General features: G+C 59.8%; 19 protein-coding genes. 8 read left to right on the plus strand and 11 right to left on the minus strand.

Annotation, left to right across the window (positions count from 1 at the left end):
* The first annotated feature begins 170 nt into the window (after positions 1 to 170).
* Positions 171 to 1,067: a fructose bisphosphate aldolase gene (locus P2081_RS11250; protein WP_278922966.1), complete on the plus strand. Its 897-nt coding sequence runs from the start codon at positions 171 to 173 to the stop codon at positions 1,065 to 1,067.
* A 260-nt stretch (positions 1,068 to 1,327) separates the two neighbouring features.
* On the opposite strand, the gene P2081_RS11255 is transcribed toward P2081_RS11250, so the two are convergent.
* Complete coding sequence (locus P2081_RS11255) at positions 1,328 to 2,113, minus strand: crotonase/enoyl-CoA hydratase family protein (RefSeq protein WP_278922967.1); 786 nt, start codon at positions 2,111 to 2,113, stop codon at positions 1,328 to 1,330.
* A gap of 141 nt (positions 2,114 to 2,254) precedes the next feature.
* Positions 2,255 to 3,337: an SMP-30/gluconolactonase/LRE family protein gene (locus P2081_RS11260; protein WP_278922968.1), complete on the minus strand. Its 1,083-nt coding sequence runs from the start codon at positions 3,335 to 3,337 to the stop codon at positions 2,255 to 2,257.
* Between the two features lie 92 nt (positions 3,338 to 3,429).
* On the opposite strand from P2081_RS11260, the gene P2081_RS11265 reads away from it, so the two are divergent.
* Together P2081_RS11265 and P2081_RS11270 are read left to right on the plus strand one after the other, a co-directional pair.
* Positions 3,430 to 4,554: a pyridoxal phosphate-dependent aminotransferase gene (locus P2081_RS11265; RefSeq protein ID WP_278923132.1), complete on the plus strand. Its 1,125-nt coding sequence runs from the start codon at positions 3,430 to 3,432 to the stop codon at positions 4,552 to 4,554.
* Positions 4,555 to 4,661: 107 nt separating this feature from the next.
* Positions 4,662 to 4,886, plus strand: coding sequence for a histidinol phosphate aminotransferase (locus tag P2081_RS11270; protein WP_278922969.1), 225 nt, complete (start codon positions 4,662 to 4,664; stop codon positions 4,884 to 4,886).
* Positions 4,887 to 4,921: 35 nt separating this feature from the next.
* On the opposite strand, the gene P2081_RS11275 is transcribed toward P2081_RS11270, so the two are convergent.
* Positions 4,922 to 6,145, minus strand: coding sequence for a pyridoxal-phosphate-dependent aminotransferase family protein (locus P2081_RS11275; RefSeq protein ID WP_278922970.1), 1,224 nt, complete (start codon positions 6,143 to 6,145; stop codon positions 4,922 to 4,924).
* 292 nt (positions 6,146 to 6,437) lie between these two features.
* Between P2081_RS11275 and P2081_RS11280 the strand changes: the two genes are divergently transcribed.
* Entirely contained in the window at positions 6,438 to 8,297 is a 1,860-nt protein-coding gene (locus tag P2081_RS11280) for an ABC transporter ATP-binding protein (RefSeq protein ID WP_278922971.1), read from the plus strand.
* Positions 8,298 to 8,328: 31 nt separating this feature from the next.
* On the opposite strand, the gene P2081_RS11285 is transcribed toward P2081_RS11280, so the two are convergent.
* Entirely contained in the window at positions 8,329 to 9,021 is a 693-nt protein-coding gene (locus P2081_RS11285; RefSeq protein WP_278922972.1) for a TIGR04283 family arsenosugar biosynthesis glycosyltransferase, read from the minus strand.
* A gap of 138 nt (positions 9,022 to 9,159) precedes the next feature.
* Between P2081_RS11285 and ygfZ the strand changes: the two genes are divergently transcribed.
* The gene (gene ygfZ, locus P2081_RS11290; protein WP_278922973.1) at positions 9,160 to 9,894 is read left to right on the plus strand and encodes a CAF17-like 4Fe-4S cluster assembly/insertion protein YgfZ; all 735 of its coding nucleotides are present in this window, start codon (positions 9,160 to 9,162) and stop codon (positions 9,892 to 9,894) included.
* A 42-nt stretch (positions 9,895 to 9,936) separates the two neighbouring features.
* On the plus strand, positions 9,937 to 10,512 hold the full coding sequence (locus P2081_RS11295) for an invasion associated locus B family protein (protein ID WP_278922974.1): 576 nt from the start codon (positions 9,937 to 9,939) through the stop codon (positions 10,510 to 10,512).
* A 79-nt stretch (positions 10,513 to 10,591) separates the two neighbouring features.
* Here P2081_RS11295 and efp read toward each other — a convergent pair whose 3' ends face one another.
* Positions 10,592 to 11,155 (minus strand): elongation factor P, encoded by a 564-nt coding sequence (gene efp / locus P2081_RS11300; protein WP_278922975.1) that lies wholly within the window; start codon positions 11,153 to 11,155, stop codon positions 10,592 to 10,594.
* Positions 11,156 to 11,373: 218 nt separating this feature from the next.
* Here efp and P2081_RS11305 point away from each other — a divergent pair, with 218 nt between their 5' ends.
* Together P2081_RS11305 and P2081_RS11310 are read left to right on the plus strand one after the other, a co-directional pair.
* Positions 11,374 to 11,691 (plus strand): DUF6280 family protein, encoded by a 318-nt coding sequence (locus P2081_RS11305; protein ID WP_009811619.1) that lies wholly within the window; start codon positions 11,374 to 11,376, stop codon positions 11,689 to 11,691.
* A 273-nt stretch (positions 11,692 to 11,964) separates the two neighbouring features.
* On the plus strand, positions 11,965 to 13,464 hold the full coding sequence (locus P2081_RS11310; protein WP_278922976.1) for a cobyric acid synthase: 1,500 nt from the start codon (positions 11,965 to 11,967) through the stop codon (positions 13,462 to 13,464).
* 146 nt (positions 13,465 to 13,610) lie between these two features.
* Here P2081_RS11310 and P2081_RS11315 read toward each other — a convergent pair whose 3' ends face one another.
* The 6 genes from P2081_RS11315 to lepA all read right to left on the minus strand — a co-directional run bounded on the left by P2081_RS11315 (position 13,611) and on the right by lepA (position 20,095).
* Entirely contained in the window at positions 13,611 to 14,624 is a 1,014-nt protein-coding gene (locus tag P2081_RS11315; RefSeq protein ID WP_278922977.1) for a hypothetical protein, read from the minus strand.
* Positions 14,625 to 14,697: 73 nt separating this feature from the next.
* Positions 14,698 to 16,110, minus strand: a complete 1,413-nt coding sequence (locus P2081_RS11320; RefSeq protein ID WP_278922978.1) for a TolC family outer membrane protein — start codon at positions 16,108 to 16,110, stop codon at positions 14,698 to 14,700.
* A gap of 113 nt (positions 16,111 to 16,223) precedes the next feature.
* Complete coding sequence (locus P2081_RS11325) at positions 16,224 to 16,877, minus strand: protein-L-isoaspartate O-methyltransferase family protein (protein WP_278922979.1); 654 nt, start codon at positions 16,875 to 16,877, stop codon at positions 16,224 to 16,226.
* Between the two features lie 115 nt (positions 16,878 to 16,992).
* Positions 16,993 to 17,526, minus strand: a complete 534-nt coding sequence (locus P2081_RS11330; protein ID WP_278922980.1) for a PhnA domain-containing protein — start codon at positions 17,524 to 17,526, stop codon at positions 16,993 to 16,995.
* A gap of 210 nt (positions 17,527 to 17,736) precedes the next feature.
* On the minus strand, positions 17,737 to 18,042 hold the full coding sequence (locus P2081_RS11335; protein WP_278922981.1) for a TraR/DksA family transcriptional regulator: 306 nt from the start codon (positions 18,040 to 18,042) through the stop codon (positions 17,737 to 17,739).
* 253 nt (positions 18,043 to 18,295) lie between these two features.
* Positions 18,296 to 20,095, minus strand: a complete 1,800-nt coding sequence (lepA, locus tag P2081_RS11340) for a translation elongation factor 4 (protein ID WP_278922982.1) — start codon at positions 20,093 to 20,095, stop codon at positions 18,296 to 18,298.
* Between the last annotated feature and the right edge of the window lie 540 nt (positions 20,096 to 20,635).

A 20,635-nucleotide genomic window follows, 5' to 3' on the forward strand; every position in this document is an offset into this window, starting at 1 on the left:
TGGGGGCCCGTTTCTTGTGCGGGACCGGACAATACGCCAAGCAGTGCCGCGATGGGCAGAAATCCCCACTCCGTTAGCGCAAGCGGCGACAGCACAACTTGTTTCCTGTGACAGGCGCGCTATAGACAGGGCCAGATATAGAAACGTTTTTTTCGCGGAGAGACAGGATCATGGCGCAAGAGATTCACCAGGAACAGTTTGACCGTATCGCCAATGGCGTCGGCTTTATTGCCGCGCTGGATCAATCCGGCGGCTCCACTCCAAAGGCACTTGCCCTTTATGGTGTGACAGAAGACGCCTATGCCAATGATGACGAAATGTTTGGCGAAATCCAGAAGATGCGTGCCCGTATCATCTGCGCGCCGGATTTCAGCTCTGGCAAGGTTCTTGGCGCGATCCTGTTTGAAAAGACAATGGACAATGCCATCGACGGGATCCCTGTCCCGACATATCTGTGGGAAAAATGCGGCGTTGTGCCCTTTCTCAAAGTCGACAAGGGCCTGGCAGATGAAGCGGACGGCGTACAGTTGATGAAGCCAATGCCGGACCTGGACGCGCTGCTGTCGCGCGCCGTTGACAAGGGCATCTTTGGCACAAAAATGCGTTCGGTGGTGAAAGAGGCAAACCCTCTGGGCATCAAGAATGTTGTCGCGCAGCAGTTTGAAGTTGGTAAACAAATCGCAGCCGCAGGGCTGGTGCCGATCATCGAACCCGAGGTCGATATCAACTCCCCCACCAAGGGCGAGGCCGAAATTTTCCTGAAGGCGGAAATCAAGGATCAGCTGGACGCCCTGCCCGAACGCACCAAGGTTTCGCTGAAACTGACCATCCCGAATGAGGCCGGTATCTATGATTCGCTGGCAGATCACCCCGCCGTGGTGCGCGTTGTTGCCCTGTCTGGCGGCTACAGCACCGATGAGGCCTGCGCCCGACTGGCCCAGAACAAAAAGATGATCGCCTCTTTTAGCCGCGCCCTGACCGAGGGCCTGAATGTCGCCATGTCCGATGACGAGTATAATCAGGCGCTTGGCTCCAATATCGACAAGATCTATCAGGCCTCGCTCTAACATCCAGGCTCATTGAACCGTTGTGAAAGGCCGTCCCGATGGGCGGCCTTTTGCAATGGGGGGCACGACCACAGGATCAATCGACCAAGGCCAGAACCACCTGCAGGCCAGAACCACCCGCGAAGCGCCCGGCCTGCAAACAAAAAAGGGGCGGTGCCAGCTCACCGGCACCGCCCCTGCTTCTGCAACCCCGTTTCCGGGTGAGAAGTCTCAACAGTCTGGGAGGGACGACTGTACCCCCGATATAGGCCGCGGCCGGACTATTTAAAGACCGGAGCACGTTTTTGCATCTGGGCTGCAATCATTTCCATTTGCTCGGGCTTGCCGATCAACTGCACCTGTTCGGCGCTTTCGCGTAGCAGGACTTCGGCTTGCGAAGCCCCGGATTCGGCATAGTCGATCATCCGCTTGGCCGCGCGCATGGCATTTGGCCCCTTGCTGGCGATGTCTTGCGCCATTGCCTGCGCTGCCGTCAGCGGGTCATCACAGACCGAGGTCACCAGCCCCCAGGTTTCAGCCTGGGCGGCGGTGATCGGGCTGGCCGTGTAGGTCAGCTGGCGCAACACATCCGAGCGCAGCAACTTTGGCAAGAGCACCATCCCCCCCATATCGGGAATAAGACCCCACTTCATCTCCATCACAGCCAGTTTGGTATCGGGGGCGGCAATGCGGATATCGGCACCCAGTGCCAATTGCAGGCCACCGCCATAGGTTGCCCCCTGCAGTGCCGCGATAACCGGGATCTCCAGCCGACGCCAGATCATGGCAACCTCTTGCATTTCATTTGCGTCGTGATGGCTGCGCTCCATCAGCCAGTCCTCGGGGGGGGTGTTGCCCATCGCCATAAAGCTCATGAGATCAAGCCCGGCGCAAAAGCTCTTGCCCGCTCCGGACAGCACCACCACGCGCGCATCAGAGGCGGCGACCTCGGCTCCCGCCGCCAGGATAGCCTTGACCATGGCATCATCCAGGGCGTTCATCTTGTCGCCGCGCGTCAAAGTGACATGGGCGATATGGTCTTTGATTTCTAGGTTAACCCGCGCCATTGCGGCCCCTCCCCTGCGTTATCTATGTTGCTTGCGGCAGAGTGCCCTGTTGGCGCGGCCCATGCCAGCATAACGCCGGGGCACTGCAGGAAGCCCCCGGCGTTACCGATATTTTCAACAGCGGCCCAAGCCTGGCCTTGCCTATTGCATAGGCGGCAAATCGCGCGCCGCGCCACGACCAAAGCCTGGCCCATCCAGGGACATGACATAAAACTGATCCCCCGCTACCAGGGCGCTGGTGGTCACCCCCAGCAGGCCGTCTGGATCCTGCAGATTTCGCAAAATATTTCCCTCTTCGTCGAACTGGATCACCATGCCCCGATGCACCGGCGCCGGGCGCACCTTTGGCCCCAGACGCCAGATCACGCTGCGTAAAAACGGATAGGGCATCAGCACCTCCGAAGGCAGGCGTGGGCTGGCAAAGGCCAGCCAGAAGGTGCCATCGCCCTGGGCCTCCAGATTGTCGGGATAGCCAGGCAGATTGCCCAAAAACAACTCTTGCTCGCCTGCCTTGTCGCCTGTCAGCCACAATTTATGCACCTGCGCCCGACCGGTTTCGTTGATCAACAGGAAATCCTCGGCCTGCGACAGGGCGATGCCATTGGTATAGACAAAGCCGCTGGCGATTTTTTCGACTGTCCCATCCGGCAGGCGCCGCGCCACATAGCCGCTGTCGCTCTGCTCCCAGACGGTCATCACCGAGGTGGGTTTGGTGCCACCCAGAGTTTCAGGATCAAAACGATCCGACGAATTGGAAAAATAGATCGTCCCGTCGCGCGCAATATCCAGCTGGTTGGCATAAATCAGCGGCGCGCCTTCAACCTCGCTCACCAAGGTTTCCAGCTGTCCCGGTCCGCTCCAACGCAGGATGCCGCGAAAACTGTCCGCGATATACAGAGCGCCATCCGGCCCCGCCTTCAGGCCCAAGGGACGACCGCCCAGATCTTCGATCTTTTCCGGGGTGGCACCATCAATACGGTACAGCCCACCTGCCAGATCGGTGGTATAGATCTTGCCATCCGGCATCACCGCCAGATCCTCGGGGCCGATTGCCCCATCGGGCAGCGACACCAGATCCAACCCGGCCAGGGCATCATTGGCTTCAAACTCGCCGGTAAAGCCCGGCGCCTTCAACGGGCGATAAACTTCTGGTGTCAGCGGGACTGGCCAAAATGACAAATAGCCCAAGCCCACACAGAGCAACAGCAACAGAATTCGTTTCATTCCAAATCTCCCAAGGTTTTGCGCAGTCTGCTCTGGGTTGCAACATCAGGCAAGCCTTGCCGCGGGCTGAGATTCTGGGCTATCTGCTGGGCATGAAAACGCCACGCTACACCCCGCTTGCCCTATCCCTGCCCTCGACCGTGCCTTTTGTTGGTCCCGAAACCCAAGAACGCGCACGTGGCAAGCCCTTTGCCGCCCGTTTGGGTGCCAATGAAAACATCTTTGGCCCATCGCCGCTGGCGATCGAGGCCATGCAGCGCGCTGCGGAAGAGATCTGGAAATATGGCGATGCGCAAAGCCATGATCTGGTCCAGGCTCTGGCGGCGCATCATGGCATCCCTGCGCAAAACATTCTGGTCGGAGAAGGCATTGACGGGTTGCTGGGCTATCTGGTGCGGCTGCTGATTGGCCCCGGCGACGCGGTGGTGACATCGCAGGGGGCCTATCCAACCTTCAATTACCATGTGGCTGGTTTTGGTGGCACCCTGCATATGGTGCCCTACAAGAACGATCACGAGGATATTCAGGCCCTGTTTGCAAAGGCTGCGGAAGTGGACGCAAAGCTGGTGTATCTTGCCAATCCCGACAATCCGATGGGTAGCCATCACAGCGGGGCCGACATCGTTGCCGCGCTGCAGGACCTGCCCGAAGGCTGCCTGCTGTTGCTGGACGAGGCCTATGTCGAATGCGCCCCGGAAGGTACCGCCGCGCCGGTGGACATCAATGATCCCCGCGTCATCCGCATGCGCACCTTCTCCAAGGCCTATGGCATGGCGGGCGCGCGGGTCGGCTATGCCCTTGCGCAGGCTGATCTGATCCGGGCCTTCAATAAGGTGCGCAATCATTTTGGCATGAACCGCACCGCCCAGGCTGGTGCTCTGGCGGCTCTGCTGGATCAGGACTGGCTATCGCACGTGCAACGGGAAATCGCCGCAGCACGCAGCCACATTGCTGATATCGCCGCAGAAAATGGGCTGACCGCCCTGCCCTCGGCAACCAATTTTGTCGCCGTTGACTGCGGCAGCGACGGAGCCTTTGCCAAGGCCGTGCTTGAGGCGCTGCTTGCCCAGGATGTCTTTGTGCGGATGCCATTTGCTGCGCCACAGGACCGTTGCATCCGCGTCAGCTGCGGCCCCGAAGAGGACCTTGCCCTTTTTGCGGCAGCGCTACCCATTGCCTTGACGTCAGCGCGGACGCAGATGGCTGCATCAACCTAAGCATCGTAATAAAACACATATGGTACCGATGCGCTGTGGTGTTTTTACCTGGTTTTCATTCCCTGCGCGCTACCCTTCCTGGCAGAGATGTCCCAGGAGGATCCCGCATGTCCCATGACAAAGGCAACAATCACCTGCATGGGCTGCGCCAGCAGCCGGTGGCCTCGCTTGATCTGTTTGCCAACGCGCTGTCGTTTATCGGCCTTAATCTGATCTGGCTCTTCTTAGCCATCTGGATGCTGTTTGGCCTGGTGCCAGTGCTGTTCTTCGCCCTGCTGCTGAACCATATGATCAACCGGCTGGAAGACCGCATCGCGCAGGAACAGTCCTAGCCCCCCGCAAGGCCTGTCCCTGCGAGGGGCACTGATTACGCAGGCCGTGCCAGAACCGTAGCGGCGGCGGCAAGCGCGCCCTGCCCATGCGGAATATGCAGCGCCTTGAGCCCGGTTTCGATACCGCCCAAAAGCCCCATGATCATGTGACCGTTCACATACCCCATATGACCCAGACGGAAATGGCCATGCCACTCGGGGCTGCCCGCAGGTGCAAGCCCCAGCCCGATGCCAAGCGTCAGGCCAAGGTTCTCTTCCAGCCACTGCCGCAGGTTGCTAGCACTGGGCGCGGGCAGATGCAGCGCCGTCACAGCATGCGAGCGCAGCGCCCGGTCAACAACATTCAACCGCAGCCCCTGCATAGGGTCGTCGATCGCCCCCCAGCTTTCGCACGCGGCCCAGATGGCTTCGGCCAGACGGGCATGGCGGGCCCAGACCTGCTCCAGGCCTTCCTGCTGAACAAGATCCAGTGCCGCCCGCAGACCATATAGATGATGTGTCGGCGCGGTGCCGCCAAAATACTGATAGAATTCAGCCGGATTGGCGCGCGGCGTCCAGTCCCAATACCGGCTGACACGCGACAGTTTTGCCCGCGCCGCTGCTGCCTTGTCATTGAAGAAAACAAAGCTCATCCCAGCCGGCGTCATCAACCCCTTTTGGCAGGCCGACACCATGACATCGACGCCCCAGGCATCCATTTCGAACCGATCACAGCCCAGCGAGGCAATGCAATCAGCCATCAATAGCGCCGGATGCTGCGCCGCGTCCATTACTGCGCGCAGGCCCGCGACGTCATTACGGATCGAACTGGAGGTATCGACGTGAACACCCAAAACCGCCTTGATCTGATGGCCGGGATCGGCGCGCAGACGCGCTGCCACCTGTTCAAGATCCCAGGGGGCGGCGGTGCCAAAATCAAGGATCTCGATCTCGATTCCCAGGGCCGCGGCCATTTCCGACCAACCAATAGCGAACCGACCCGAGGCCGGCACCAGAACCTTGTCACCGGGTTGCAGGGTATTGGTCAGCGCCGCTTCCCAGGCACCATGGCCGTTGGCAATATAGATTGCGACAAAATGTTCTGTCCGCGCCAGCGCCTTCAGATCGGGGATCAGGCTATCGGTCAGGCTTAGCAATTCGCCGGCATAGATATTGGGCGAGGGCCGATGCATCGCCTGAAGGACCGCATCCGGGATGACAGAGGGACCAGGAATGGCAAGATAGGGCCGACCGGCTGATAGGTTTGTTGTGGTGCTCATCTGCACTCCCTTGCAGGGGCCGGGATGCCATGACGGTGTCCCGGCCAGATTATCGCTGGCGCAACCCTAGCCTGCACCCGGCTGAGGTCAATTGCCGAAACGCCCGGCGCAGGGCCTTTGCGCCTGCCGCGACATTGCCCCTTTGCCCCATCCAGCAAGGGCCACTGCCCCACCGCTGCAAGGTAGAACGCTTGCACCTGAGCCATGAGCTGCTTAAATGGCGCCAGCAAGTAACTAGAAAGCGCAAAATGACAGTTCAATTCCGCCGTTATTGCAATCAGGTCTGCCCCTCATGAAAACTGAATACACTTCCTCGCGCGAGCTGCTTGGCTGGCTTTGGCGTGGCTATCTGCGGCACTACATGGGGCTCTTGTCGATAGCCGTGGTCTTTATGCTGCTTGAAGGTGCCACCATGGGCGCGCTCGGCTACATGATGCAGCCGATGTTCGACCTGATCTTTGTCGCCGGCAACACCAATGCCCTGTATTGGGTCAGCCTTGCCTTTCTTGCCATTTTCACCCTGCGTGGCATCTCCAGCGTCACCCAAAAGGTACTGCTGAGCAAAGTCTCACAGACATCTGCGGCGCATCTGCGCAAGGATATGCTGGCCCGGCTGATCCGGCAGGACCCGTCATTTCACCAGGTCCATGCCCCCGGCCTGCTGCTTCAACGGGTGCAAAGCGACGTTGGTGCCATCAATGCCGTCTGGCAGGCGATGATCACCGGTGCAGGGCGCGACACTGTTGCGCTGATCGCGGTGCTAAGCGTCGCCATCAGCATCGACTGGCGCTGGACCGCAATTCTGCTTATCGGGGTGCCGCTGATGTTGCTGCCGATTTCCCTGTTGCAGAAATTTGTGCGCCGCCAAGCCTCTACGGCGCGTGATCTCGGTGCCAGCCTGGCCACCCGCCTGGATGAAATCTTTCACGGCATTGTGCCGATCAAACTGAACAAGCTGGAAGACTATCAGGTTGGCCGGTTCACCAAGAGCACAGAAAGCTTTGTGAACGCCGAGGTCAAATCTGCCTTTGGGACCTCGGCCATTTCCGGCATGACCGATATCATGGCCGGGGTCGGTTTCATGTCGGTGCTGCTCTATGGCGGGTCCGAAATTATTGCGGGCGACAAGACCGTCGGCCAGTTCATGAGCTTCTTTACCTCGATCGGCCTGTCCTTTGAGCCCATGCGCCGATTGGCGAATATTGCCGGCATCTGGCAGGCAGCCGCCGCCGCACTAGAGCGCATCAAGGCGCTGATGGATGCGCCGATCCTGTTGACCTCGCCTAAAAATCCAGTCGCCCCCCCCAAGGGCCTGCCTTCCATCAGCCTGAAAAACGTGGATCTCAACTATGGTGAGGCCGAAATCCTGCATAGCCTCAACCTAGAAGCCGAGGCTGGGAAGACCACTGCGCTGGTTGGTGCCTCGGGGGCCGGTAAATCCACCATCTTCAATCTGCTGACCCGAATGGTTGATCCACAGTCCGGCGCGGTCCAGGTTGGCGGGATCGGCGTCGCCGATCTGTCGACCGACGATCTGCGCGGGCTGTTTTCAGTTGTCACCCAAGAGGGGCTGCTGTTCGACGAAACCCTGCTCGAAAATATCATACTGGGGCGCGAAGACGTCAGCGAGGAAGAGTTGCAAAAGGCGCTCAAGGATTCGCATGTCTCTGATTTCCTGGGAAAACTGCCAAACGGGCTCCAGACCCTGGTGGGGCCGCGCGGTTCTGCGCTTTCGGGTGGTCAGCGTCAGCGGGTGGTTATTGCCCGCGCCCTGCTGCGCAATACACCGGTGCTGTTGCTGGACGAGGCGACCTCGGCCTTGGATGCGCAGTCTGAAAAGGTGGTACAGCAGGCACTGGATCGCCTGGCAGGTGGGCGCACCACGCTGGTGATCGCACATCGCCTGTCGACCGTACGCAACGCCGACAAGATCATCGTGATGGACCGCGGCAAGGTTGTCGACCAAGGCACCCACGAAGAGCTGCTGGAGCGCGGTGGCATCTATGCCGATCTCTACCGCTTGCAATTTCAGGACGGCAAGACCTTGCTGGACCGCCAAGGCATGGCTGCACAATTGTCAGAGGCCAAGCCACAGGATCCAGAAGAACAATCCGGCTGGCTTCGCCGGGTTGTGGGCCGCCTGCTCGGCTAACCCATTCCCGCTATCGATCCTCTGGCGCGGGCTATTTCTGATAGCCCCGCGCCAGGGTTGCAGGATCAGCCCCCAGGGCGTAGCGCAACAAGGTCCACAGATTGGCCGCCCCGCGCCGAAGCCAGCCTTCTTCTTGATACCGCGCAGCACTGGTGTACGCCAAGACCTGCAAGGGTTTGAACCTCCCCAGATGCGCCCTTACACGGCGCGCCAGGGCGACATCCTCCATCAGCGGCTGATCCGGGTATTCACCAGCCGCAAGATAGGCTTCACGCGGGATCAGCAGCCCTTGATCGCCATAGGGTAAGGCAAACAGCCGCGCCCGCAGATTGGCCCAGCCCGCCACCACAACGGGCCAAAAGCCCCTAGCGCGAAACCGCAACTGGAAATAAGCGGGGGCCTGTTCCCCGGCCTGCAGATGCTGCGCCACAACTGCGGCCCAACCGGGGGCCAGTTCAGTATCGGCATGCAGCACCAAGAGCCAATCCCCACGGGCCTGCGCACAGCCGCGCCGCAACTGCCCCCCGCGCGAGGCAGCCCCCGACACCAGCCGCGCCCCGGCCTCATCGGCCAACTGCACTGTGGCATCATCAGACCCGCCATCGCTGATCACCAGCTCGCGGATCAACCCCTCGCCCAGACCTTCCATCAGCGCACCCAGGCACCCCGGCAGGGCCTGCGCCGCATTCAAGGTTGGTATCACAACAGTAATTGGCGCCGTCATGGGATTTTCCTATTCAATTCAGGTCTTATTTCTATATCACTGGTCCCGGACTTGGCCACGCCCCAGTTGGCGGGCCAGCCATCCCATGATCGTATCACCGCGCCACCCAAATGGGTGGACCCATCAGGAGACCACGCCATGCACGCGCGCAAGATCCTTCGCCTGTCGGGCCCCGATACCCGAGACTTTCTGCAGGGGCTGATCACCAATGATATCAACAAGATCGATCAGGGCCTGACCTATGCCGCCCTGCTGACGCCTCAGGGTAAATACCTCGCGGATTTCTTTCTTGCCGCTGACGGCGACGCCGTGCTGCTGGATGCCGACGCCGAACAGGCCGAGGCGCTGATGAAGCGGCTGACCATGTACCGGCTGCGGGCCAAGGTCGACATTGCCCTTACCGACCTTGGCGTCACACGCGGTACAGGCCCCGCCCCCGACGGCGCACTGGCCGATCCGCGCCACCCGTCGCTAGGCTGGCGGCTGATTGGCGCTGAAACCGGCGAGGACGATAGCGACTGGACCGGGCTGCATGTGGCCCATTGCATTCCGCAAAGCGGCATTGAGCTGGGGCAGGACAGCTATATCCTGGAAGCCGGCTTTGAGGCGCTGAACGGCGTTGATTTTCGCAAGGGCTGTTATGTCGGCCAAGAAATCACCGCCCGCATGAAGCACAAGACCGAGCTGCGAAAAGGCCTGCGCCGGGTAAATATCACCGGCACCGCACCCGTAGGCAGTGCCATCACCGCCGCTGGCAAACCTGTTGGCACCCTGTACAGCCAGGCGCATGGCCAGGCCATCGCCTATCTCCGCTTTGACCGTGCCAAGGGCGATATGCAGGCCGAGACAGCCCAGCTCCACTGGACGCCCTGACACGCGCCTTCTTATGTCACAAATCAATTTTTCGGAGACAATATGCGACATTTCCTTCCCCTTGCCGTTTCGGTGCTCCCTGCACTGACGGCGCTGCCTGCCCAGGCACAGAACCAATATTGGGAATTTGGCGACTGGCGCGTCTCGCTCACAGTGCAGGAAACCACCGAACACGTCAGCCGCACCTGCCGGGCCTCCACTGGCGGCGATGGGCTGCCCGTGCTCAGCCTTACGGTGCATGACCTGGATGCAGGCCCGCCCACCGACTACCCCGCCCCAACCCTAGAAGAAAGCGCCCCGCGCGGCCATGGGACCCAGGTGCAAAACGGTCAGGCGCTGGGGTTTGTCTTTGACAAGCAGGCCGCCTTTTATGGCATTGCGGATGGCTACTATGACGCCGATGGCTTTGCCCAGGCGCGGGTATCGCCACGTTGGCAGGATAGTCTGAACATGCTGCGCTGGATGAAGGCCGGGCAAAACATCGATATCCGTACGGTGCAGCCCTATGGTGCCGGTGAACCCGTGCTGCAGGTCTCGCTGGCGGGCTTTACTGCGGCCTATGGCAAGATGATGGATGAATGCGGCTTCAGCATCGAACTCGTCGATCAGATGAACTGACACAAAATAGACAAAACCCCCGCCGCCAGGATCTGGCAGCGGGGGCTAGAAGAAATCTAAACTGGCAGAACCGCCAATATCAGGCGCGTTCCGCGTATTCCATGGTTTCGGTATTGACCACGATCATTTCGTCCTGACCGACAAAGGGCGGCACCATGACCTTGACGCCATTTTCCAGGATGGCAGGCTTAAAGGAATTGGCAGCAGTCTGCCCCTTTACCACCGGCTCTGTCTCGACAATCTTGCAGGTCACTTTCTGCGGCAGGGTCGCGTTCAGGGCTTCCTCTTCGTAGAATTCCATCACGATGGTCATGCCATCCTGCAAGAAGGGGCGGCGATCGCCCAGCAGTTCGGCAGACAATTCGATTTGTTCGTATGTTTCGGCATCCATGAACACCAGCATGCCGTCGCTTTCATAGAGAAACTGCTGGTCTTTTTGCTCCAGCCGCACGCGCTCGACCTTGTCGGCACTGCGGAAACGTTCGTTCAGCTTTGAGCCATTGCGCAGGTTGCGCAGCTCTACCTGGGCAAAGGCGCCTCCTTTGCCAGGCTTCACGTGATCGACCTTGACTGCGGCCCACAGACCGTTGTTGTGCTCCAGAACATTGCCGGGGCGGATCTCGTTACCATTGATCTTGGGCATCTGAAAAATCCATCTGGGAAGGTTGATGATATCTTAAGAGACCCTATATCTGGCGTGGTCATCGCTGGCAAGACAACGATATCTCGTAGGTAAAGCACTAAAGCCATGCAAATTTTGCATGAAAGCTATGCACACACGGGCTATCCGAATCGTCATAGTTCCGTCATAAGGAACGCCACGCCGCGAATTGCAATAGCAAGAACAATAAAGGAAACGGGATGCGAGATTTCGTTGACGGCACCGCGTACAACAATGAACAGGGCAACCGAGCACGCAAGCTCTTTGCCGCTGTTGTTTTGGCCGCGCTGGATGACGCCATTGCCGATGATAAAAAATATGGCAACGGCCCTGAACAAATTGCCCGCTGGGCACGCTCACGCGATGGGCGCGAAGTCCTCAGCTGTGCTGGCATTGACCCGAACGAACGGGTTGTCGGCGGGTTGATGGATTTTGTCGGACGTGGGGTTCGGACCTCCGTTGCCCTGTCGCGCGAAGAAAGCGAACGGCGCAATGCAGCCCAGGCAGAAGCTGCCTGAAGCTAAACTTGGCCATGGCCCAGAAGGGCCGGGACAGACCAACGATCTATAGAAAGACGCGTCCTGGGGGGCGCGTTTTTCTTTTGTGCACTACCCTTTGCAGCGCCTTCCCCCCGCGCCCAGGCCCAGGGCAGCTGTCGCGCAGGTGCCACTTTGGGGCGTAAATTTCCGCCCCCCACCCCGCCAATGCGCTAGCCTTGTCAAAAAGGGCTTTTCCTCTGTCGCCCAATCGGCAATCACAGGTCAAACCACAGCACAGGCAGGAGAACCCCAATGGTGGCACGCGCACTCATGATTCAGGGCACCGGCAGCAATGTTGGCAAATCCATGCTTGTGGCGGGTCTTGCCCGCGCTTTTCATCGGCGCGGCCTGAAGGTGGCACCTTTCAAGGCGCAGAACATGTCCAACAATGCCGCCGTCACCCCAGAAGGCGGAGAAATCGGCCGGGCCCAGGCGCTGCAGGCGCGGGCTGCAGGGCGCGCACCACATGTGGATATGAACCCGGTGCTGCTGAAACCCGAAACGGATACCGGCGCCCAGGTGATCGTTCAGGGCAAGCGGCGCGGCAGTCAGGCTGCGGGCTCTTTCATGCGCGACAAGACCGGCCTGATGGAGGCGGCCCTGGACAGCTATCACCGGCTGGCCAAGGGGGTTGATCTGGTGCTGATCGAGGGCGCTGGATCGCCTGCGGAAACCAATCTGCGCCGGGGCGACATTGCCAATATGGGATTTGCCTGCGCGGTGCAGGCGCCGGTGGTGCTGGTCGGGGATATCCACCGTGGCGGAGTCATTGCCCAGATCGTCGGCACCCAGGCGGTGCTGGACCAGCAGGATCGCGACCGCATTGTTGGCTTTGCCGTAAATCGCTTTCGCGGCGATATCAGCCTGTTTGACGCCGGGCGCGATGACATCGCCCGACGTACCGGCTGGCCATCACTGGGGGTGGTGCCTTGGTTCTGGGAGGCCTGGAAACTGCCCGCAGAAGACATGATGGATATCGTCTCGACCAAGGGCGGCGCCTGCAAGGTCGTCGTGCCCCAGCTGGAACGGATGGCAAACTTTGATGATCTCGATCCGCTGGCGGTAGAGCCAGAAGTGACGGTTGAAATTGTCCCCGCGGGCAAAGCGCTGCCGGGGGATGCGGATCTGGTGCTGATACCGGGCAGCAAATCCACCATCGCCGATCTGGCCTATCTACGCGCCCAGGGTTGGGACATCGACATTCTGGCCCATCACCGGCGCGGCGGCCATGTGCTCGGGCTCTGTGGTGGCTATCAGATGCTGGGCCAGACCATCGACGATCCGCATGGGGTCGAGGGGCGGCCAGACAAGGTTGCCGGGCTGGGGCTGCTGGATGTGCATACGGTGATGGCCGAGAGCAAACGCGTCACCCTGACCGAGGCCGAAAGCCTGGGCGGTGGCCTGTTTGAGGCCGGGCTGCCGGTCAGCGGCTATGAAATTCACATGGGGCGCACCACCGGCGCCGACTGCGCCCGCGCCTGGCTTCAGGTCGGCGACCGATGCGAGGGCGCCGCCTCACCCGATGGGCGGGTGCTGGGGTCATATCTACATGGGTTGTTCAGCTCTGATCGCTTTCGCGGCCAGTATCTGGCCGGACTGGGCCACAGCAGCCAGACCCCCTATGACGAAGGCGTTGAAACCACGCTTGACGCGCTGGCCAACCATCTGGAGCAGCATATGGATCTGGACCAACTGCTGGCCTTGGCAACAGAGATCCCCTCACCGGATTCCACCCCAAATCTGACAGTATAGCCCCCACGAGGCACCAAATGCGGGCACAGATGGGTGCTGCGACCTAACAGCCATCGACATGGAATCTAGCGGATTTGGCAGGCGGGGGCGACATGCCGATAGCATACGGTGGCCTATAGGCTTTGATTTCGCATGTCTTAAATGCGCTAGATCAGATCCTGCGCCGCGAGGGCACGTTGGATTTCGCGGCGTACCAATTTGCGCACATTGCGGGTAATCCGCTCGCCGAGCGCCCCCTGCAGCTCGCTTCGGACAATTTCTGCCACCATTTCGCGCAGGCTGTCTTCGTCCAGGTAGCGATCATCCCCGGCACCCTGCTCCAACAGGTCCAGAGTTTCGCGGGTCACCGCGTCCTGAACCAGATCTGCCGCATCCAGAGGCTCTTGCTCAGCCGGTTCATCTGCAATTGATGCAGACGCGGTCTCGGCTGCGTCCTCTGCAGGCGCGACAATGTCGTCCTGCCATTCCAGCGTTTCGATATTGGTGCCGGCATAGGGATCCCTGGAATCGCCATCAGGCTCCCACTGGTCCTGCGCCCGCGCCACCTTGGCCTCAAGCTCGGCAATCTTTTGCACCACAGCCGAAACCCGTTCGCTGCCATCCAGCTCCGGCGTCAGTTGCACCTCTGAAGGTTGGCGCGCAGCATCCGGGCTGGCAGGCGCATCCGCGCCGTGCAGGGTCTCTTGCGGGGCGGCAAAGGGATCTGCTGCACCAAACAGAGTTGCCCCCGGCTCCTGCCAGGGGGCAGTGTCATCCGGGGTTTCCATCTCGGCATCGGCGACCACGGTCTCTGGCGGTTCTGCCTCTGAAGTCGCTGCCTGCGCCGCCTCGGCAATCTCCGCTGTCAGTCCTGGCAGCGGACCATCCTTGACGTCCCTATTGGTCTGAAAACTCAACACCTCGGCTGGATCAAGCTCCGGCTGTGCATCCAGTACGATAGCCGCTTCATCTTGCAGGGGGGGAACTGCGTCCTGTTCTGCGGCAGCGGGGGCGCCTTCCGGTGCGCTCTCGGCCACCCGCAAAGCAGGCGTCAGAACCAACCGCGACTTTGGCGTTGCCGCCGCGCTCGCAGGTGGGGCCACGCGCCCATCTTCGCTCACCAAACGGCGGATAGAGGAGAGCACATCTTCGATTTCAGCCTGCGTTACAGGATCGGACATAGTATTTAAACCACTCTAGCCTTTACGCGAGTGTAGCTGCCCCGCTGCACACGCACAACATTTCTGCTGCCTTTTAGTTTTTTCCCAGGGCCCGCAGCACACGATCCAGATCGCGGCTTTGTTGGCTGACCTGGGCTGGCGCACTTTTGACCAGGTTATAATACAGCGTTGGGTCGTAGATTTCGACAGCCAGGCCAAGGTGTTCAGCCGTCAAAAGCCCCTGCGCCTGCAACAGGGCATAGGCAGCGGTCGCCTGGTTGGCCCGCGACTGTACCCGCGAGGTCAGCGCATTCAGCAAATCCTGTTCCGCCTGCAACACATCCAGCGTGGTACGCGCACCCAGGGTGGCCTCTTCGCGAATCCCGTCAAAGGCGACCTGCGCCGCCCGCACACTTTCGTTAGAGGACACAAGGCTGGCCGAGGCGGCCTCAAGCGTGACATAGGCCGCTGCGACATCCTGGGTCACGGCCCGCTGTACGGTGATCAACTGGCCGCGCGCCGCATCGCCAGAGGCCATGCTGGAACGCAGGGCCGAAGCCAGCGCACCGCCGGCATAGATTGGCTGGGTCAAGGTGATGCTAGCACCAGATGTATCAGAGTCAGCCGTCGAGGAAAGCCCGAGGGTGGTGCTGACATCCGCACTAAACCTGACGTTTGGGCCAAGCCCCTTGCGCGCGGCTTCAACACTATAATCAGCTGCCTTAACCGAATGCTGCTGCGCCAGAAGGCTGGGGTGATTGCGGTTGGCGATGGCTTCGGCAGAGGACAAAGAGGCCACCCGCTTAGGCAAAGGGGGCGCGCCGGCAACAGTCCCGATGGGGTTGCCAACCGCCTCAACATAGGAGGCTTTGGCTTCCAGCAGATTACCACGGCTTTCAATCAGATTGGCCTGGGCCGAAGCAAGGCGGCTCTGCGCCAAGGCAACATCGGTGCGGGTGACTTCGCCAACTTCAAAGCGATCCTGCGAGGCCTTCAGCTCTTCTTGCAGCAAACGCAGGTTGTTGCCCTGAAGCCGCACGATTTCATTTTGCAGCAACACGTTCACATAGGCCTGCACCGCATTGAACAGCACCTGTTGTTCAATGTTGATCAGGCTTTGCCGAGTGGCCAGAACAGTTTGCTGCGCAGCCAACTGTCGAAGGCGCGTCGCGCCGCCATCAAACAACAGCAGGCTCAAGTTCAGGCCCGTGCTCAGCTCATCGTTCGTAATGTCGCGGGCTGAAAGCCCCGTATCGCTGTTTCGGTGACTGGCAGTGATCGTCCAGTTGATAATCGGGCGCAGCCCGGCAACGGCGGCAGCGACGTTTTCGTCCTGCACCCGCAGCAAAGCCCGGTTTTGTTCCAGCAAGCCGCTGGATTTATAAGCGCCAATCAGTGCGTCTGACAGATTATCCGCGCTGGCGGCTTTTGGCAGTGTGAAGGCAAGCGCCGCAGTGCCTGCGAATACAAAAGCCTTAAACAAACTTGCCAAATTCTTCTTGTACATCGGTAACCCTATTCGTTTGCCGCGCCGCCAGCCGCGGGAAGATTATTATGTATCAGGCCCCACATTCAGCCGGACCTAGCATATCATTGCAACGCCCCCGAACCAAAGCCCCCCTAAAGCGCGAAGGCCGCAGCCCGTTCAAACCCTGGCATGACCGGCGCAGTTGCGTTGAATTCAAAGCGCCAGGAAATCTGATCGCCCTGTTTATATCCCACCTTCACCTCGCCCAGGGCTCCGGTCATGAAGATGACGGCAATGCGACCGCCGTCTTTCAGCTGTGCCAGCAACTGGTCGGGCAGGACTTCGACGCCGCCCTGCACCAGGATAACATCATAGGGGCCATGTTCGGCAGCGCCCTCGGTCAGCGGGCCGACATGGACGATGGCATTATCAGCGCCCGCCTCTGCAAGCTGCGACTGGGCCTCACCGGACATTTCTTCATCTTCTTCGACGCCGATCACCATCTGCGCCATCTGGGCGGCGACGGCGGTGGAATAGCCCAGCCCGCAACCCACATCGAGCACCAGTTCATTCCGCTGGATATCAAGCGCGTCCAGCATTTTGGAAAGCGTGCGCACCTCGATCAATGCGCGCCCGGCCCCAAGATCCATGTTGCGGTCCGCATAGGCGGCTTCGCGTTGTGCATCTGGAACAAAATCTTCGCGCGCAACAGCCAGCAGCGCCTCGATGATCGGGTATTTGGTCACATCCGAAGGGCGGACCTGGGTGTCAACCATCATGCGGCGACGTTCGGCAAAGTCGGTCATATGCTAAACTCTTTTGTTCAGTCTGTTTGCGGGATATTGTGCCATATCACAGCATCTACAGCAACGACGCATAACCTCGCGCAGCGGCAAAAAGCAGGTCCTGTTGCACTGAGAGCTATTTCTTCTTCACGAATTTGGTCAAAATAACAATTCTTTGGCCCTCAACGCGGCCCTCGATGTGCTCGGGATTGTCCTGCACCAGAGAGATGCCCCGCACCGCGGTACCGCGCTTGGCGGTAAAGCCTGCGCCCTTGACGGGCAGATCCTTGATCAACACCACATTGTCGCCAGCCGCAAGCGGCGCGCCGTTGCTGTCAACATGGCCACCAGCCACCACCTGGTTGTCCACCCAGGCACGGGTCTCATCCTCCAGCCAGAGCTGTTCTGCCAGATCGCGGGCCCAGTCGTGCTCTGCCAGCCGGGCCAAGAGCCGCGCGGCCAGAACCTGCACTGCGGGCTCTGACGACCACATGGACGCCCCCAGGCAGCGCCAATGCGCCGCATCCAGATCGCCGTCGATCTGCGTCTGACAGGTGGCGCAGATCTGCACCCCTGCATCCTCGGGGCCGCCCGGGACAGCGTAAAAACGGGTCTCTTGCGCGGCAGAACACAGATCACAAACCGGGGAAGCTGGTGTGGCGGCGGACATGGCGGGGCTCCGGAAAAAGGAAATAAGGTTAGGTTGCCCTCGCCTTAGCGGCTTCTTCCATGGAAGAAAAGCCTCGCGGGCCTCTCGCGGGTCTACGGGGCAGCTGCCACCGCCCAGGCAAAGCCCCGCGCGAGCGCCGACAATACGTCGCCCCCTGCCCCCCTCGACACAGGCCATCCTGTGCTCCACATGACGACGGGCAACCGGGCGTTATTCGGCGCAGGTGCTGCAAAAGCGGGTCGACGGCACCGAATCCAGCAATTGGCCGCCAATCTCTTCACCGCAAATCTGGCAATACCCGTAAGTGCCTTCCTGCAAGCGGGCCAGAGCGGCATCAATCTGGTGCAACTCATCCGCATACTGGTCACCCAAAGGCCTACCTGGATAAAGCAACAGATCAGGCAGTACCCCACCCTGCTGTCGCGCGCCAGAAAAGACCTGTGCGGCCTCTTTCGCCGGTACCGTCAGCGCCCGGCGACGCGCCTCCAGTATCGCTTTTTGTGCTGAATAGCTCATCCCCGACCCTCCCAAATCAGTGACCTGCCCCGATCCTACCATAGGTTAGGGACAGGCAGTTCACGACGTGAAAAATGAGGGAAGATCAGCAAAAAGTTGCGACAATTTCGCGAAGACCGCTTGCGCAACGCATAAAATCACAGCCACATGCGTGAATTTCAGACAATCTAGAAATAGCTACAGCGGCCACGACAAAACAAAGGACAGCGGCGAACCCAGGGTGGGCGCAAAGCGCCCTACCCCCGGACGGCGTTCAGCTATCCATCTTGAGCGCCGAGATAAACGCTTCCTGCGGAATGTCGACCTTGCCGAACTGGCGCATCTTTTTCTTACCCTTCTTCTGCTTTTCCAGCAGCTTTTTCTTCCGGGTTGCGTCGCCACCGTAGCATTTGGCGGTCACGTCTTTGCGCATCGCAGACAGGGTTTCGCGGGCAATCACCTTGCCGCCAATCGCCGCCTGGATCGGGATCTTGAACATATGGCGCGGGATCAGATCTTTCAGCTTTTCAACCATGGCGCGGCCACGGGCCTCGGCACGGTCGCGGTGCACCATCATCGACAAGGCATCGACGGGTTCATCATTCACCAGCACCGACATCTTGACCAGGTTGTCCTGCTGGTAGCCGGTCATCTGGTAATCAAAGGAGGCATAGCCCTTGGTCACCGATTTCAGCCGGTCATAGAAATCAAACACCACCTCGTTCAGTGGCAGATCATAGACCGCCATGGCGCGGCTGCCTGCATAGGTCAGATCCAGCTGGATGCCGCGACGATCCTGGCAGAGCTTCAGCACATCGCCAAGATATTCATCCGGCACCAGGATGGTCGCCTTGATGCGCGGCTCTTCCAGGTGATCAACAATGGTCAGGTCCGGCATATCGGCGGGGTTGTGCAGCTCTACCATGCTGCCATCACGCATATAGACGTGATAAACCACCGAAGGCGCGGTGGTGATCAGATCAATGTCATACTCGCGCTCGACCCGGTCGCGGATCACTTCCAGGTGCAAAAGGCCAAGGAAGCCACAGCGGAAGCCGAAGCCCAGCGCCGCCGAGGTTTCCATCTCAAAGCTGAAAGACGCGTCATTCAGCGCCAGCTTGTCGATGGCATCGCGCAGATCTTCAAATTCGGAACTATCAACTGGGAACAAGCCACAGAACACCACCGGCTGCGCAGGCTTAAAGCCTGGCAAAGCATCTTCGGTGCCTTTTTTCTCATGGGTGATGGTGTCGCCTACCCGGGTATCGCGCACCTGTTTGATAGAGGCGGTCAGAAAGCCGATCTCGCCGGGGCCGAGTTCGTCAATCACCGTCATGGCCGGGCGGAAGACGCCGATGCGATCCACATGGTGCGTAGAGCCATTGGAGAGCATCTTGATCCGCTCACCCTTTTTCAACACCCCGTCCATGATCCGCACCAGAACGATCACGCCAAGATAGGCGTCATACCAGCTGTCCACCAGCATCGCCTTTAGCGGCGCGTCGCGGGTGCCCGTCGGTGCAGGCAGTTCATTGACGATGGCTTCCAGTGTTTCGTGGATGCCCTGGCCTGTCTTGGCCGAAACCCGAATGGCGCCGGTGGCCTCAATGCCGATGACATCTTCAATCTGCTCTGCCACCCGGTCACAGTCCGAGGCCGGAAGGTCGATCTTGTTCAGCACCGGCACGATCTCGTGGTCGGCCTCCATCGCGTGATAGACATTGGCCAATGTCTGCGCCTCAACCCCTTGCGTGCTGTCGACCACCAGCAAAGAGCCTTCAACCGCACGCATCGAGCGCGAGACCTCGTAAGCAAAGTCGACGTGACCAGGGGTGTCGATCAGGTTCAGCACGTATTGCTCGCCATCGTCCGCCTTGTAGTCAATGCGCACCGTATTGGCCTTGATGGTGATGCCGCGCTCGCGCTCGATATCCATCGAGTCCAAGAGCTGCGCCTTCATATCACGCACCTCCACAGTGCCCGTCTCTTGGATGAGCCGGTCAGCGAGGGTGGATTTGCCATGGTCGATATGGGCGACGATGGAGAAATTGCGGATTTTGGCGAGATCTGTCATGCAAGTGGATATGATTTGGTTTCTTGTCCTGGTCAAGCGCGCGTCTATGCTGGGATGAAGTTATTTATCCAAATCGACAGCCAAAGACGAATTGAGCTTGGCGAATTTGGACAAATGCAAAAATTTGGACCCGCTGGATGTCTGGCCAATGCCGCAAGATGAAAGCATCAGCCGCGCAATCACCACCCGCGCCACACTGCACGCCAGCGTCATATCCGCGCAGACGCAACAAACGGGTGTTTTGTCGAGTATCGAAAATGCCTGTCGCAACGAAGAAAGGCGCGAAAGTCTTCGACCGCAATGAGATCAAGACGGCTCGCCTGGTACACGTGGACGGTACGGCACTCCATCTACTTTTATGCCATTGCGCAAGTTTGCCTGCGTATTTTGGGTTTGCTTTAGTCCAACAAAGGTCAGCGCCTGACCACGGGTGGGGGCGAAGCACCCTCCGGTGGTGAAGGTCGGGCGTTGACCGGGGGGCCTCCGGTCAAAACCTCAGCTGATCGCACCCCGCCTATTTGAGGAAACATGGCGTCGCAC

Origin of the sequence: Pseudophaeobacter profundi (assembly GCF_029697505.1) — a bacterium.
Taxonomy (GTDB): domain Bacteria; phylum Pseudomonadota; class Alphaproteobacteria; order Rhodobacterales; family Rhodobacteraceae; genus Pseudophaeobacter; species Pseudophaeobacter profundi.